Source organism: Okeania sp. SIO2F4 (assembly GCF_010672385.1).
GTDB lineage: Bacteria > Cyanobacteriota > Cyanobacteriia > Cyanobacteriales > Microcoleaceae > Trichodesmium.
The window spans coordinates 1-15,706 of the sequence record NZ_JAAHGT010000123.1 but is presented as its reverse complement, the minus strand read 5'-3'; the positions used below and the strand labels follow the sequence as shown (position 1 = coordinate 15,706).

Annotated in this window: 12 protein-coding genes; 5 read left to right on the top strand and 7 right to left on the bottom strand. The window is 36.4% G+C overall.

Annotated elements, in window-relative coordinates:
• Positions 1–281 (bottom strand): AAA family ATPase (locus F6K22_RS10535; protein ID WP_293096833.1); only part of this gene is annotated, 281 nt, incomplete at its 3' end.
• Positions 282–1,479: 1,198 nt separating this feature from the next.
• Entirely contained in the window at positions 1,480–4,614 is a 3,135-nt protein-coding gene (locus tag F6K22_RS10530; RefSeq protein ID WP_293096831.1) for a transglutaminase family protein, read from the bottom strand.
• 675 nt (positions 4,615–5,289) lie between these two features.
• Between F6K22_RS10530 and F6K22_RS10525 the strand changes: the two genes are divergently transcribed.
• Positions 5,290–5,652 (top strand): tellurite resistance TerB family protein, encoded by a 363-nt coding sequence (locus tag F6K22_RS10525; RefSeq protein ID WP_293096828.1) that lies wholly within the window; start codon positions 5,290–5,292, stop codon positions 5,650–5,652.
• A gap of 1,205 nt (positions 5,653–6,857) precedes the next feature.
• On the opposite strand, the gene F6K22_RS10520 is transcribed toward F6K22_RS10525, so the two are convergent.
• Entirely contained in the window at positions 6,858–7,625 is a 768-nt protein-coding gene (locus F6K22_RS10520; protein ID WP_293096826.1) for a proteasome-type protease, read from the bottom strand.
• A 652-nt stretch (positions 7,626–8,277) separates the two neighbouring features.
• Between F6K22_RS10520 and F6K22_RS10515 the strand changes: the two genes are divergently transcribed.
• Both F6K22_RS10515 and F6K22_RS10510 read left to right on the top strand, forming a co-directional pair.
• Positions 8,278–9,237, top strand: coding sequence for an RNA polymerase sigma factor, RpoD/SigA family (locus tag F6K22_RS10515; RefSeq protein ID WP_293096823.1), 960 nt, complete (start codon positions 8,278–8,280; stop codon positions 9,235–9,237).
• 1,013 nt (positions 9,238–10,250) lie between these two features.
• Entirely contained in the window at positions 10,251–10,592 is a 342-nt protein-coding gene (locus tag F6K22_RS10510; RefSeq protein ID WP_293096821.1) for a DUF760 domain-containing protein, read from the top strand.
• A 120-nt stretch (positions 10,593–10,712) separates the two neighbouring features.
• Here the strand turns inward: F6K22_RS10510 and F6K22_RS10505 are convergent, their stop codons facing one another.
• From F6K22_RS10505 to F6K22_RS10495, 3 genes are read right to left on the bottom strand one after another with little or no spacing between them, the layout of a single operon-like run.
• The gene (locus tag F6K22_RS10505) at positions 10,713–11,138 is read right to left on the bottom strand and encodes a hypothetical protein (RefSeq protein ID WP_293096818.1); all 426 of its coding nucleotides are present in this window, start codon (positions 11,136–11,138) and stop codon (positions 10,713–10,715) included.
• A 36-nt stretch (positions 11,139–11,174) separates the two neighbouring features.
• Positions 11,175–11,330, bottom strand: coding sequence for a hypothetical protein (locus tag F6K22_RS10500; RefSeq protein WP_293096816.1), 156 nt, complete (start codon positions 11,328–11,330; stop codon positions 11,175–11,177).
• 21 nt (positions 11,331–11,351) lie between these two features.
• The gene (locus F6K22_RS10495) at positions 11,352–11,582 is read right to left on the bottom strand and encodes a hypothetical protein (RefSeq protein ID WP_293096814.1); all 231 of its coding nucleotides are present in this window, start codon (positions 11,580–11,582) and stop codon (positions 11,352–11,354) included.
• Between the two features lie 108 nt (positions 11,583–11,690).
• Between F6K22_RS10495 and mutT the strand changes: the two genes are divergently transcribed.
• Both mutT and F6K22_RS10485 read left to right on the top strand, forming a co-directional pair.
• A complete protein-coding gene (gene mutT, locus F6K22_RS10490; RefSeq protein ID WP_293096812.1) occupies positions 11,691–12,086 on the top strand; it encodes an 8-oxo-dGTP diphosphatase MutT in 396 nt (131 codons plus the stop codon).
• A gap of 782 nt (positions 12,087–12,868) precedes the next feature.
• On the top strand, positions 12,869–14,260 hold the full coding sequence (locus F6K22_RS10485) for an RNA-guided endonuclease InsQ/TnpB family protein (protein ID WP_293096809.1): 1,392 nt from the start codon (positions 12,869–12,871) through the stop codon (positions 14,258–14,260).
• Between the two features lie 60 nt (positions 14,261–14,320).
• Here F6K22_RS10485 and F6K22_RS10480 read toward each other — a convergent pair.
• Positions 14,321–15,706 (bottom strand): helix-turn-helix domain-containing protein (locus tag F6K22_RS10480; RefSeq protein WP_363273280.1); only part of this gene is annotated, 1,386 nt, incomplete at its 5' end.

The window sequence follows — 15,706 nt, the reverse complement described above, 5'->3', positions numbered from 1 at the left end:
TCTACTATAGAAAATTCGCTTCCTACTGAAATTTCACGCCCATAAAAAAGATGGCGAATATCTAGTTGTTTATTACGCTCCCTCCATAAATATTCTCCTCGGTAAAACATGATTTTCTGGAGTTGTGCGGGTTGGTAGGCGGAATATAAAAGTTTAATTGCTTCTAAAATAGAAGTTTTCCCACTATTATTCATTCCGACTAACAAATTAACTCTGCTAAGTTGTTGAAGTTCAAAAGATTGGAAGCAACGAAAATTATTTATAGTTAAAGATTTCAACATATTTATTTCCTGTTCATATCTATTTGAAAATATAAAAATTAATTTTAATATAGAATCTGTTTTAAGAGTCGTCCACAGCGACAAAGCAAAAGCAATTTTTTCCCAAGAGCAATAACACAAATATTTTCATTTTCTGAAGCTCTCGGAAATAGAGATTTTTCCCTCATCAAATTTTTCCCTTCCTGCTCAATCAAAAAATCACGAACATTTTCATTCTATGAAGCTCCCGAAAATTTCCGGGGGTCAAAGGATTTTTAGCTGCATCCTCACAATTTTTGTGATATTATAAATATTAAATGGGGTCACTTGCCCCTACGCATGACTTTTTATTCAACCAAATTGACCGCTCAACAAAACCTTTTCAATATTCAGGAATTTTCCCAAAAGCAATAACAGAAATATTTTCATTTTCTTAAGCTCTAGGAAAAAGAGATTTTCCCCTCATCAAATCTTTTCCTTCCTGCTCAATCAAAAAATCACGAACATTTTCATTCTATGAAGCTCCCGAAAATTTCCGGGGGTCAAAGGATTTTTAGCTGCATCCTCACAATTTTTGTGATATTATAAATATTAAATGGGTTCACTCGCCCCTGTATATGACTTTTTATTCAACTAAATTGACCGCTCAACAAAACCTTTTCAATATTCAGGAATTTTCCCAAAAGCAATAGCAGAAATATTTTCATTTTCTTAAGCTCTAGGAAAAAGAGATTTTCCCCTCATCAAATCTTTTCCTTCCTGCTAAATCAAAAAATCACAAACATTTTCATTTCCTGAAGCTCCCGAAAATTTCCGGGGGTCAAAGAATTTTCAGCCACATCCTCACAATTTTTGTGATATTATAAATATTAAATGGGGTCGTTTGCCCCTAAACATGACTTTTTATTCAATAAAATTGATCGCTCAACAAAACCTTTTCAATATTCAGGAATTTTCCCAAAAGCAATAGCAGAAATATTTTCATTTTCTGAGAGCTACCCCAAAATAGGGATTTTTCCCTCATCTTCCTAGTGCAGGATGGCAGAAATAACTGACCAGTTACAAAATCCTAAAACCCTTACTAACTAATACTTTTGAATTTTGAATTTTGAATTTTTACTTCCGGGTAGCGGCACTAGGTCATGCTCCGAATTGCGCGAATCGCCACTACAGTGGTCTACCGATAGAAACCACTGTAACTTTTGACTTGCGCGTAGCGCTATACCCTCCGCAAATCTAAAGTCAACGGATACTCTACACTCAACCGCAGCGACGACAACTCAACCTTCCCAGAAGAATGCCCCATCTTGAGAAACCGCTCCACCATCCGCGACTCTGCCTCCCGATGATTTACTGGAAACTGCTGATAAACCTTCCCATTAGGAGGACTGACATAATAACTACACCCACCAATACTTCGCCCTACCGCACTATCCACAATTTCAAACACCAACGGACTATGAGATTCGATCGCCGGATGTAATAAATTCCCATACTTCCGCGCTCGATACCGCACTCCCCCCACATATTCTCCTACTACACCTGTAGACCGCAAAGGCACCTGACGACCATTACACAAAACCACATACCTCGAACCCACACTATCCTGATTTGGCGAATCTCCCATCGCACCCCGCAACATTACCTGTAACCTTTCCATCGAATCATCTACATAACGCGCTGTTCCCCCACCAGTCGTTTCCTCTCCCAAAACATGCCAAGGTTCAATTGCATAACGTAACTCCAATTGCAATCCATCCCGCATTATTTCCCCAACTGTGGGAAAACGAAATTCAAAAAACGGCGCAAACCAGTCAAATTCAAATCCAAAATCTGCCGACTGCAAATCTCCAATTACCTTTTGCAAATCCTCACCTATATAATGAGGCAGAAAAAAGCGATCGTGGAGCATCGTACCCCAGCGAATCAAATCTCGCTGATAAGGTTTTTCCCAAAACCACGCCACCAAACTCCGAATTAACAACATCTGTAATAAACTCATTCTAGGGTGGGGAGGCATTGCAAACCCACGAAACTCTAATAAGCCAAACCGACGACGCAGATTTTCTACCGGAAATAATTTATCAATACAAAATTCGGTGCGGTGAGTATTTCCCGTAACATCTACTAATAAATTTCTCAACAAACGGTCTATCAATTCTGGCGGAACTTCTTTTTCGGGTTGTAACTCCTGAAAGGCAATTTCTAACTCATACAAACTTTCATGTCGTGCCTCATCTATTCGGGGAGCTTGACTCGTCGGACCGACAAATAAACCAGAAAATAAATAAGACAAACTAGGATGATTTTGCCAATATGTGATTAGGCTACGCAATAAATCTGGTCGTCGTAATAAAGGACTTTCTTCAACACTCTTACCGCCAATAGTAATATGTGCTCCTCCACCGGTACTTACCCGACGACCATCTAACTGATATTTCTCAGTTCCCAATCGACACAAACGCGCCTCTTCATATAAAATTGTAGTAATATCGACCAACTCATGCCAATTTTCTGCCGGATGAATATTTACTTCTATCACCCCTGGGTCTGGGGTAACTTGAAATCCATCTATTCCGGAATTTCCAGGAGGTGTGTAACCTTCAACTATTACAGGAATTTTTAGTTGCTTTGCCGTATTTTCAATCGCTGCAATTAAATCTAAATAACTTCTAGCAGAAGTCATGGGTGGAATAAATAGATGTACTTTTCCTAGTCGTGCTTCTGTGGTTAATGCCACCCTAATAGAATTTTCAGGAGCTTCTAAAAATGTTGCACTTGGAGTTGTGGGGGGGTGGTTAATATCGACGGTTGCTTCAGGTTCCAAATTTTCTGCCCAAGAAATGGAACTAAGTGGCAAACGAAACCCCAAGGGTGAGTCCCCAGGGAGCAAGTGGAATTTACTTTCGGGTAATTGCCAATGACAACTACTCCAGTGCAAATTTTCATTTTTCAAGACTGACAAAATCGGCAAAACATAACCCGCAGGTATTTCAGTTTCCTCTTCATAAGCAGGAATAATGCAACTTGAATTAATGCCCAACTGTTGCGCAATAGTTTCTATAAAAATTTCCGCTTCCTTGCGAGTATGACCATAATCTTTATTGTCTTGTGCCATGAGAGAGCGATCGCCCCAAATAGGAACCCCATCTTTGCGCCAATAGCATCCTAACGCCCACCTTGGTAAAGCTTCACCGGGATACCATTTGCCTAAACCATAATGTAATAATCCCCCATTTTTGGCAAATCTTTTTTCCAGACGGTCTAATAATTCTCCCGCAAGTCGGCGTTTTTCATCTCCCAAAGCTTCAACTCGCCATTGGGAAGATTCAAAATCATCAATAGAAATAAAGGTTGGCTCCCCTCCGGTGGTTAACCCTAAACTAAGACGTCTTAGTTTTGCCTCAACTTCCCGACCGAGGTTGTTAATTTTTTGCCATTCCTCTTCACTGTAAGGTTTAGTTGGTCTTGGTTTTTCTTCGTACCGAGAAACCTTGACCGAAAATTCTAAGTTAGACTGGCAGGGTTCTGTCGTGCCTCGTACTGGATTTGCTGCTGTAGGTTCTGGAGTACAGACCAGGGGGATGTGACCTTCTGCTGCCAAGAAACCAGAGGTGGGGTCTAGACCTATCCAACCCGCTCCGGGCAAATAAACTTCGGCCCAAGCGTGTAAGTCTCCATTGTCAAATTCTGGAGTAGGGGAATTGTCAAGGGGTGGGATATCTTCTTTCAGTTGAATTAAATATCCAGAAACGAACCGAGCTGCTAAACCATAATGACGCAAAATTTGTACGAATAACCAAGCTGTATCTCGACAGGAACCAATTTTTTTGTGGAGAGTTTCTTCGCAAATTTGAATACCTGGTTCTAGTCTAATTTCATAATTAATTTCTTGGGAAAGTTTTTGATTAATAGAATTGATAAAATTAGTAGTATAGGTGTCTGTTTGTCTGTTTTTAGTTATCCATTCTTGTAGTAAATCCCCTGATTCGGTGATTTCTAAAAAAGGAGTTAGTTGTTTGTTTAGCGAATTTTCATAAACAAAAGGATATTTCTCAGCATCAGCTTCCAGGAGAAAATCAAAAGGATTTATAGGTTTAAGTTCAGCGATTATGTCAACTTCAATTTTAAGTTTATCTGTTTTCTGAAGAAAGTTAATTTTGCTAATAAAATTACCATAAACGTCTTGTTGCCAAGTAATTTGATGTTCTTGAGGTTCAATTTTTAATGAATAACTTTGAATCGGAGTACGACAATGAAGAGAAGGACGCAATCCTAACTGATGCGGTCCGAGAATAATAGAGCGGTCAAAGTTATAAATAAGTTGATGATTGAGACTAACTTTTATTGACATTATTAATTCTAAATAGGGAGTAGGGAGTAGGGAGTAGGGAGTAGGGAGTAGGGAGTAGGAGGAAATACAGCATATTTCGGAGCAATGATGTACTAGCCGTGAATAGTAAAATTCTTGGCGGGCATCTTGCCCGCGATAGGTATAGGTATACCTCATAACAACGGGAAGTGCTGTATAACGATGTATAGAGAAACACAAAAACTAAAAATTAGATAATTATAGTTAATAATTTTACTGATTTTTAGATATTTAATGATTATTGATTTATGAGTAAGCTAACAGATAATAGATAGCTTAATTTGATGAATAAAGGGTGAATTTTATTTCATTTTCATTAAATTTAATTCTAGGGATTTCACCAAGAGGTCTAATCAGATTAGCCTAAATTAAAGTAAACAAAAACTATATCAAGTATCGACCTATAAGTAATATTTTTTTATTAATTTTTATATTTTGCTCGAAGGGTATTCTACTACAAATAGGAAAATATAGTTGACCGGAATTTATGATAATTTTTAATTGTCAGATAGAGATTTTCCCAAAAATATTGATGAATGAAATAACTTAAAATTGACGACTTTGATTTAGGCTAAGTAATGAAGAGATTGGTTATTTATTGATGGGATTTTTATAGATGAATGACCACTACTCTAATTACTGTCATGGAGAAAAATTATGATCGATCCTGCTGTTGCTGAGAATATTATCCAATTGGCTGCCTTGGCCTCTGTTGTAGATGGTCAAGCTAGCGATCAAGAAAAAAACTTAATTGTTGAGATGGCTTCTTACGAGCTGAGAATTTCCCCAGATCAGGCAAGAGAAATGCTCGATCGCTCGATCGAGCAATTGCAAGGAATTGCAAGCTTTCCTGGAGCAATCCTTGGTTTTGCTAGGATGGCATTGCAGCCTTTAAGATACCATGATAAGCACTTAGCCTTTTACATTTGCCTGGATGTAATGTATCGAGACGGACAAATAGCACTTGGAGAAGATAGTTTGATCGGAGAATTAGAAAAATTAGCATTTGGTGGTTGGTAGATTCAATCAGTTACAATTTTTCAACTAATCATTAATTAATATCATCTCCCCCCACCAAATTAAATATTCTGGTGGGGATTTTTTTTTGGATAAAACCTCACATTAGGATTTTTCTTAATTGCTGATAGATAGAATAGTTGATTATAAATAGTCTTATTTATAAGGATGTATAGAGAAATACTAAAAACATTAATTAGCTAGTTGTAGTTAATAACTCTAGTGATTTTTATCTGTTTAATAATTCTTCTTTTACCGAAATATTGTGGTTTAAAGCCTCCCCTTGGATAGGGGATAATAAATAAAAATTTTCCTGTTCGTCAATCCTCTTATTTTCAAGGAGAGGTAATTCGCGCATTCTAAATTCGCGCATTCTAAATTCTTGAAGAGTAACCTAAAAAATAATAGATGGCTTAATTTGATGACTAAATGGTGAATTTTATATTCATTTTCATTTAATTTAATTCAATAGACTTCGGCAAGAGTGGTAATAGATATTTTTGTAGGTTGGGTTGAGTTAACGAAACCCAACAGATATAGCACTAAGATTTTTGTCTGAGAAAATATTATCCAGCTATGTTTTTGATAATTCATACTTGAAGAAAAAATAATTTTCTCGCCTGCTTTCTTCGTAAAGTTTATCTGTGGTTGTCTCTGACTTACCAACGGAAAATATTCCTGATTTCTGATAACTAAATTAGTCTCATCTCCTAGAAATTAAATATTCTAATAGGGAAGATTTTTGTAGGTTGAGTATCCTCAACGAAACTAAACAAATATAGCACTAAAATTTTGACTGAGAAAATATTATCCAGGGATGTTTTTGATAATTCATACTTGAAGAAAAAATAATTTTCTCGCCTGCTTTCTTCGTAAAGTTTATCTGTGGTTGTCTCTGACTTACCAACGGAAAATATTCCTGATTTCTGATAACTAAATTAGTCTCATCTCCTAGAAATTAAATATTCTAATAGGGAAGATTTTTGTAGGTTGGGTATCCTCAACTAAACTCAACGAATATAGCACTAAAATTTTGATTGAGAAAATATTATCCAGGGATGTTTTTGATAATTCAGGTTTGAAGACCAAACAATTTCCTAACCTGCTTTTTTAGTACAGTTTATGTTGGGTTGCGCTGGCGCTTAACCCAACCTACAGTCTTACTAAAATTTACTTTTTCCTTCCTTCTTACTTCTTACTTCTTACATTCAATCAATCAAAATATCTTCCTGAGATTCCTGACAATCATATAACCAATTTAAATCCGGCATTTCATCAAGAGCTTCCTTAAGAGCAACCTCCCAGAACTTCCGAACCTTAGCCAAATAGGGGTCGCCCAAACGCATTTGTAACCGATGCCGAATTTTAAAACTATCCTTTTCATACATCACCAAATTAATCGGCGGTCCTACAGAAAGATTAGATTTCATAGTAGAATCTATTGAAACCAAAGCACATTTAGCAGCAGCCTCCAAAGAAGTATAAAAACTCAAAGCACGGTCTAAAATTGGTTTCCCATATTTAGTTTCACCTATTTGTAAAAAAGGCGTTTCTTTGGTAGCAGAAATACAATTTCCTTGAGCATAAATCAAAAATAATTCCGGGTCTTGCCCTTTAATTTGCCCTCCCAATAAAATACTGCATCCGGTATCAATTCTGTCTTTTTGTAGCCAAGAGCGGTCTTGCTCTAAAATTTGTCGAATTTTCCCTCCAATATAGCGAGCAATTTCATAGAGAGTAGACAAAGTATGAAGATTAGTACCTTCAGAAATTTTTAAATCTTTTTTGAGTTCATTAACGACTCCCTGAGTGATTGATAAGTTCCCGGAAGTGCTAATCAGGATGACCCGCTCTCCAGTTAAAGAAAAATCAAACAGCTTCAGATAAGTCGAAATATAATCCACTCCCGCATTAGTACGAGAGTCAGAGGCCATTACAATACCAGATTCAGTAATAATACCGAGACAATAAGTCATATCTGAATTAAGTCAAAAGTCAAGCGAGTGGGTAATTCTAAGGTCTCCATTTCCTGCGGAAACGCTCCGCGAAAAGAATGTAAGACAGACTCAAAGCAGTTAAAAGTCAAAAGTCAGAAAATAATTCCTGGACTTCTAACTCGATCAAATATTTTGGCAAAATTTTTGTGATTTTGTTGTGCAGGATGCAATTTTCTTAAGGATTTATGAGTAGTCTCATATAGGCAATTAAACTTATTCATCCGAAAAATCAATTGCTTTAGGTATAGCCATTTGCTCTCATAAATGTTAATATTCTTAACATACTATTGAGTTATGTAAAGGGCACAAAAATTATCTGAAGCGCTCAAAAGACCAAAAAGGTCTACTTTAGCCAAATCCTACTTGGATTCTGTACTAAATCTAAATTCCAAACCAAAATAGTAAAACTTCTTTTATTGCCAAAAAATGTTCGAATCTAGTAGCCCAATCAAATTAGAACTCTTTGGTCATATCTAAAAAAATCTAAAACCTATAATTTAGACTCTCTCTAGCCCAGATTAATCATAAATGGTTAGAGAAAAAACTTTTTTAAGAAAAATTAAAGAAAAGCGTAATGCCCGCCCGCTTTTCTTGCTACCTCAAAGTAGAGTTATCTAGCGGGAGAAAGATTATGAAGATTGGTAAAACCTCAGACATTGATTCTGTACGCACTTATCTAAGAGAAATTGGTCGTGTTCCCCTATTAACCCACGAAGAAGAAATTCTTTACGGAAAACAAGTCCAACGCTTAACAGCTTTGCAAGAATTCAATCAGACTTTGGCTGAAGCATTAGGTCGTAAACCAACATTAGCAGAATGGGCAGATGCTAAAAATATCTCAAAGAGTGAATTGCAGCGAATTATCAGGGAAGGTGAAAGAGCAAAGCGGAAAATGGTAGAGGCCAATTTACGCTTGGTGGTATCTGTTGCTAAAAAGTATATCAAACGAAATGTAGATTTGCTCGATCTAATTCAAGAAGGTACTATTGGTATGCAACGAGGAGTAGAAAAATTTGACCCTACCAAGGGTTATAGATTTTCTACTTATGCTTATTGGTGGATTCGTCAGGCCATAACTAGAGCGATCGCAGAAAAAGGCCGCACAATTCGTTTACCTATTCATATTACAGAAAAGCTGAACAAGATCAAAAAAGTCCAGCGCCAACTGACTCAACAGCTAGGTCGTTCAGCAACGACTGGTGAAATAGCAGCAGAACTAGGTTTAACTCCAAAACAAATTCGGGAATGTTTAGAACGCGCTCGCTTACCTTTATCACTTGATTTGCGAGTGGGAGATAACCAAGATACAGAGTTAGGAGATTTGTTAGAAGACACAGGAGCTTCTCCGGAAGATTATGCTCTCCAGTCTTCCATGCGGACTGATTTAGAATTAATCATGGCTGACCTTACTCCTCAACAAAAGCAAGTTTTGGCCTTAAGATTTGGCTTAGAAGATGGGCAAAGCATGACTCTATCCAAAATCGGCGATCGCCTAAATATTAGTCGTGAAAGAGTACGGCAAATAGAGCGAGAAGCTTTGAGTAAACTTCGTAAAAGAAAACAAGATATGAATGATTATTTAGCTAGTTAAAGATTAATCAACTAGTTTGAGAAACTCATACAAATTTGCACATTAGCCTAATCTAATGTTATATTTCTGCTTCGATGTATTAGTTTCCCCGAAGCAGAAAATTTATTTTTTTGATACTCTTAAAGACAAAGACGAGAATTGCTCTAGGGTCATTACTTGTAAGCCTGGAAATCTCTAGTGAGAGAATGGAGATGGGAAACTGGGGATAGATGACAGCTAATAACTGATAATTGAAATCATACCTTATTGGTTATACCAATTATCATAAAATTTCTTATAATTTGACTTTATATTTCTAAATAGGGCTTACTGATTAATTCTCAAAGTATTGACAGGTAAAGACTTAATCCTTTTTGGATTCCCAAAAAGTGCTGAATTTTCAGTAGAAAATGCTCAAAAAGTCAGCATTTTAGGTAAACTAAAGACAGAAAAATTGGGGGACAATTCTTACTACCACCTACTCTAAATTCCCTACTTCTCCTGACTCCTGACTATTGACTCCTACCCCTACCATTCATACTTTCCATAAGCAAACCCTAAATACTATTTATTGAGGTAATTTGATTGTTTACTAAACTATGTTGTTTGTCTAGTTATTTTGACCACCTTCCAACTATAGTATAATAAACTTTGTACATAAATATAGTCATATATAGTCATAATATAGTCAAATATCTTCGTTGATTTGTACAAAAGATATACTAAATATTTGACAAAATATAATAACTTTATTCAATAGGTTTAATGGTACAATGAAATTGGCTCAGAATTCCCGACTCAATAATCATAAAAATTCCGAAATTTTCATAGCCCCTAGTAAGGCTCACCCAAGGCGCATCCCTTGATTTATGAGATTAGTTGAGAGACATATTATTCAACCAACACATCGGTTTTATGCTGAAATTGACCGACTATTGAGGAAGTCAAATAAATATTAACAATTGCAATAGATATGGTTGGTGAAGTCCATAAACCATGCTTGTCAAAAAAAGTTTCTGAAATGGAGGTAGAAAGTGACCAATAGAAATAATCACAGGCCAGAGTTGTTTGAAGAAAGTTCAGAAGGAGCCAATTTACTTTGGCAATATGTCCAATCTATGAGTCCAGATACGGTTTCCCACTTATCAAAACCAAATTCCCAAGAAGTTTTTCAGGTGATGGAGCGAAATATCGTTGGACTTTTAGGCAATCTACCCTCAGAACAATTTAATCTAAGTGTAACAACCAGCAGAGAAAATTTAGGTAAATTATTAGCTTCAGCAATGCTCAGTGGATATTTTCTTAGAAATGCTGAACAGAGAATGACGTTTGAAAATTCTTTGAAAATAGATAAAACATTTAGTAACGAGAGTTAATTTAGTCAAACTGTGATTATTCCCTTGGTTAATAAACCGGGGGATTTTTATTTCAAGAAGAAGAAAAAAGGTTTTAGTTATCTAGGAGAGAAGGAAGAAAAATATTGACCTCTGCGCGGCTTAAAAGCGCGGGTATTCTAAGCTGTTGCTACACAGGAGGCTAAAGCCGTCCTGCGCACGATTTTTAGCTTTGGTTTCCCAGAGCCTAAACCTGGTAGCAAGGGTCAAAACTTGCCTACAGACCTTGACTAGGTTTATACCTAATTGTGTCTCTACTTTACGAAGTATATTCGCTGCACCATTTAAATCAGCATTAACTAACAAACCTTTACCTGTTTGGTACATCCCACGTTTAACTCTTTTCCCTGATGCTTTCCACCCTTCAAGTTTTCCGCCGAAAGTAGGCAGAAAATCCCCATATAAAAAACTAGCCTTACTGGTATATGACTCTTCTGTTTCAACAAATTTAATCTTGTGTTCTAAGCACAATTGTTTGACTCGTTCTTTAAGTTTAGCTGTGGGTATTTGTACAAATGATTGGGTCACTTGGCCTGAATTTGCCTCTTACCGTTGTCCTTGATTTCATCCAAAAACTACCGTACCAATTTGATGTTTAATACAGTGGTTAACAACCAACCTTGCAGCTTTATTAACTGCATCTCTCATTTGAAGGTTACGTTTTTCTGTGATGTGGGCTAATTGCTCATCCCAATAACTTTGTGGCTTACCTTCTTTCAAAGTAGAAACTCGTTTGTTATACTACTGATTCAGGCTTTTCACCTTGCATCCATCAATAATCAAGCTAGTACCAACCTTAGAAACGCAACTTAACCAATTATTAATACCAGGGTCGATTCCCAAAACATTTTTAGGATTTAATTCATGTTGAGGTGCAACCTCTTTGTTGTAGACAAACTCAACATAGAAACATTGATTACGCGGTAGTATCCGCAATTCTTTGAGAACTACAAACTTTAGATTAGATGGCATTGGTATTAAAAAGCTGTCTAATTTAAACCATAGAACTGCTATGTTTGTGGCAAACATTTATCAAAGTGGTATTATTCTATCTAATTATTGATAAGTATTCAAACGGATATGATATTACCTCATAAGTTAATTGGTGTTGGTGTTATCTGGAATGAAGCAGGAAAAATTTTAATTGATAAGCGAAAACCTGGAGGTGCTTTTGGTGGTTTCTGGGAATTTCCTGGTGGTAAAAAAGAAGTCGGTGAAACAATAGAAGATTGTATTAAAAGGGAAGTTTTAGAGGAGTTAGGAATTGAGGTTGCAGTAGAAGAACATTTAATTACAATAGAGCATAATTATTCGGAGGTTAGAGTCACGCTTCATGTATATGATTGTCGCTACTTGCGGGGAATACCACAAACTATAGAATGTGATGAGTTTAGGTGGGTTACATTAGATGAGATAGATCGATTTACTTTTCCGGAAGCAAATCAGCAAATTATTACTGCTTTGAAGAAAACTTAAGGGATAAGGAAGAAAAATAGTAAATTTTATGGTTTTGCACAGTCAGGAATGATGTAATTCAAAAGTAGATATTTTTGGATGATTCTTTCCTTAATATATGTACAATTGAAAATTTATTATCGTTTCTTAATGTGCAACCCCAATTTTAGATTTATTTTCCTTTCTACAACCTCAGCGTTTCGCTGCGCGACATGAAACGCGAAGCGGAACGGAGTTCTATCGCGCCCAAAACAATACTATTTTTAGTTGAATAAAAAATCATGTGTATAGGCGAGTTAACCCTTATAGTTAAATAGTATCATCATTTTTTGGTAAATGCAATAGCAAAACCATCAAATATTTTTAGGAGCTTCACAAAATGCAAAAGTTAGTGCTAGCTAACATGGCGATCTAACCGAATGAATCAAATGATTCTAATCTTAAAAGTAAGGGAGTAGGGAAGCAGGGAAATAGGGAAGTATTTTTCAATATTTTTGCTGTAAGTACCTGGACAGAATTAATTGTGCATTTTTGATAGCTCTATGACAGAGCTATCAAATGATTTGTCAAAAAAGACTGTAGGGGTTTGGTCTTTTCATCCCATTTTTACTGGGGTTTGGAGAAACCACTGCGATAAAATATTACAACCTATTTAGCTTCCGGCAAAATTCATCCCACGTCTCAAAGCGGAGCGTGAGCGTGGGATGAATTTTGCATAGGGTCTTTGTTACCCATCAAAGTCATTCTTTATAACAATCTTGCCGTTATCTGTTACAATCAATGCATTTTAAAAATTAACACCGATGAAGTACACGTATCAATATCGACTATATCCAGAGACTCAACAAGCACTCACACTAAATGGTTGGCTGCGAGTCTGTCGGTATTGGTACAACCGGATGCTTGGTGAGCGTTTTGAGTGGTGGGAACAAAATAGATGCCCTGTTAATGTTTGTCCGTTAATTTGTCAACTACCTGTTCTCAAGGAGCAGCCAAATTTCTACAACCAAAAGAAACAACTACCTCTACTTAAGAAAGACTTGGTTAAGATTGCTTGGTCTGGAGAATTGCTGGACTTCAGTCAGGTTTATTCAGCCGTTTTGCAAGATGTCTGTATAAGAGTCAAAAATGCTTTTAATCGATTTCTTGCAGGGGATCAAAATGGCAAGCGAAGTGGCAAACCCCGTTTTAAGAATGCCGCCAGGTATCGCACATTAAACTTTCCGAATGCTGATAATTCCTGGCTAAAGTTCTGTACTGTTAATGGTCGCTGGCTGTTCGTTCAACTTCCTAAAATTGGATGGGTCAAGCTGAGAACGCATCGACCTTTACCTGATGGAGCTAACCTTAAACAATTATCAATGACCAAGAAAGCAGATGGGTGGTACTGTAATTTAAGCCTCGAAGATAAGTCTATACCTGATTTCAACCCAGACGATATTACACCAACTTGGGATAATTCCATAGGACTAGATGCAGTTCTAGATAGAGATTTCTATCTAGCTACTTCAGACGGCAAAAAACTTCCGTCATTGAAACCCTTGCGGAAGAATCAGGACAAACTAACCACAGTTTCTCAACGCAAGAACAAGCGAAAAAAAGGAAGCAAAGCTAGACGTAGGCTAGCAAAAAGAGAAGCCCGTATTCATCAAAAGATAGCTAGGAGTCGTAAAGAGTTCCAGTACAAAACCGCTCATCAACTGGTAGATACAGGCAAGAAAGTTTTCTTCCATGAGAAGTTAAATCTCAAAGGTTTAACTCGCCGTAACGCTCCTAAACTTGATGAGGATGGGACATTTTTACCGAATGGTCAGTCATCAAAATCAGGGCTTAATAAGTCTTGGCTAGATGCCGCTTTTGGTCAGTTTTTTAAAGTACTGGGTCAGGTAGCCGCAAAAGCTAACGCCAGTGTTGTTGAAGTCAAACCTAATTACACATCTCAACTTCTTTCTTATCGAGACGAATTTGTGTTTACTGACCGGAATAAGCGCGAGTATTTTGATGAAAAATTCAAGCTTTGTGTTGATCGAGACGTTAATGCTTCAATCAACATAAAGCGAGTTGGGCTGGATGTTTTCCCAACGATAAAACGCCGTAAAGGGAATCCTGTAGTTGTTGAATCTACTACTAATAGTACCTCGAAGGAAGCTCTGACCGCTCTATTTGAGCATCAGAAGCCCACACTGAAAGCGTAGCGTCAGTGTGTGGTACATCACAATTGCTATACACAGAATTATTTACCAAGGACTGAATACTTACTTTCCCTCTTCCTTCCACAGAACATACTGTTTCAAAACTGGATTTAAACTAAAATAAGTTGTCTTATCTTCTTGTTTGATATCTAATAATAACCGTCTTTTTAGTGACTGTATGGCATTCAATAAGTCTGATGTTGATAAGTCTAAAGTTTTATCAATTTGATGCAAAGTAACTGGTTGATTTTCTTGAGCAAGTTGAATTATTACTGTTTGCTCATTCTGAGTTATTCGTTGAAAGTTTTTATCTAATTCTGCTACTAGAGATTCGCTTAAAATTACTTTTCCCCATTGCAAAAATTCGGCAACACTACTGTGAAAGAATTCTTGAATCATAGTGGCAGTAAATTCTATCCAGCGAGGGTTGCCTTGATAGACATGAATTAAATTTTCCCAAGTTTCTTGGTCTGATAATTTCTGGTTTTGCAGAATTTGTTTTGCTGCTAATCCTAAGTTACCTAAAATTAGGGTTTGCACATAATTACTTTTGGTTTCTAGTTGAGCTATTTCTATGGGTTTTTCTCTACTGTTTAATATTAAGCAGCTTTGATGATTCATTTCGGCAATAAGCTGAAAAAATATCTGGTAATTTTCAGATTCAGTTTGATATTGACTTGCAATTTTTCCACTACAAAAAAGCATTTGTAGGTCATCAAGAATAATCAAACAGCGATATTGGCGTAGGTAGTCGAGTAGTTGGAATATTTTAGTTTCAATGTTTTGGGAAATATCTGTTTTTTCTGGAAATATTTCTAATAGTTTGGCAAGAGTTGTATTGAGTGATGGGGAAAAACGGAGACTCCGATAAATGATGTAATTAAAATTAGTTTCTATTTGTTTGATTAATTGGAGTGTTAGGGTTGTTTTGCCTATCCCGCTAATTCCTAAAAGTGCAATGAGGCGAGATGAATCTTTTAATATCCAGTTTTCCAAAGTTGTTAGTTCCCAAGAGCGATCGTAGCAGTTAAAATCTTGGGGTGCTTGAGCTAAATATAGTTGTGGTTGATTTTTAGATTCTTGGGAATTTTCTACAGAAGTAGGCGATCGCTTTCTATCTGGAAAAATATTAATGTTATTAGCTGTGAGATTAGTATGACAATATCCTGAAACAATAGAAAAATTATTCTTTTTTATCTTTTCAAATACACCTCTAAAATTAGCCTTCTTAACTTTTTCACCTAAGACTAATGAGAGAAGATGCCATAATTCTTGTCCGACATTTTTGACATGACTTTCACTAAAACCACTATCTTTAGCAATTTCTGGGTAGGCTTTACCTTCTATAGTGCCTTCTAATACATTTTTTTGTAAATAATCTAAGTGTTTTCCGGTTTGAGCAAAGATTAAATCATCTACTAATTCTAAGACTTCCGTACTATTCATAAA

Excerpts from the sequence above, each read along its gene's own strand:
- F6K22_RS10530 (WP_293096831.1), bottom strand. The coding sequence starts at position 4,614 with ATGTCAATAAAAGTTAGTCTCAATCATCAACTTATTTATAACTTTGAC.
- F6K22_RS10525 (WP_293096828.1), top strand. The coding sequence starts at position 5,290 with ATGATCGATCCTGCTGTTGCTGAGAATATTATCCAATTGGCTGCCTTG.
- F6K22_RS10520 (WP_293096826.1), bottom strand. The coding sequence starts at position 7,625 with ATGACTTATTGTCTCGGTATTATTACTGAATCTGGTATTGTAATGGCC.
- F6K22_RS10515 (WP_293096823.1), top strand. The coding sequence starts at position 8,278 with ATGAAGATTGGTAAAACCTCAGACATTGATTCTGTACGCACTTATCTA.
- F6K22_RS10495 (WP_293096814.1), bottom strand. The coding sequence starts at position 11,582 with ATGCCATCTAATCTAAAGTTTGTAGTTCTCAAAGAATTGCGGATACTA.
- mutT (WP_293096812.1), top strand. The coding sequence starts at position 11,691 with ATGATATTACCTCATAAGTTAATTGGTGTTGGTGTTATCTGGAATGAA.
- F6K22_RS10485 (WP_293096809.1), top strand. The coding sequence starts at position 12,869 with ATGAAGTACACGTATCAATATCGACTATATCCAGAGACTCAACAAGCA.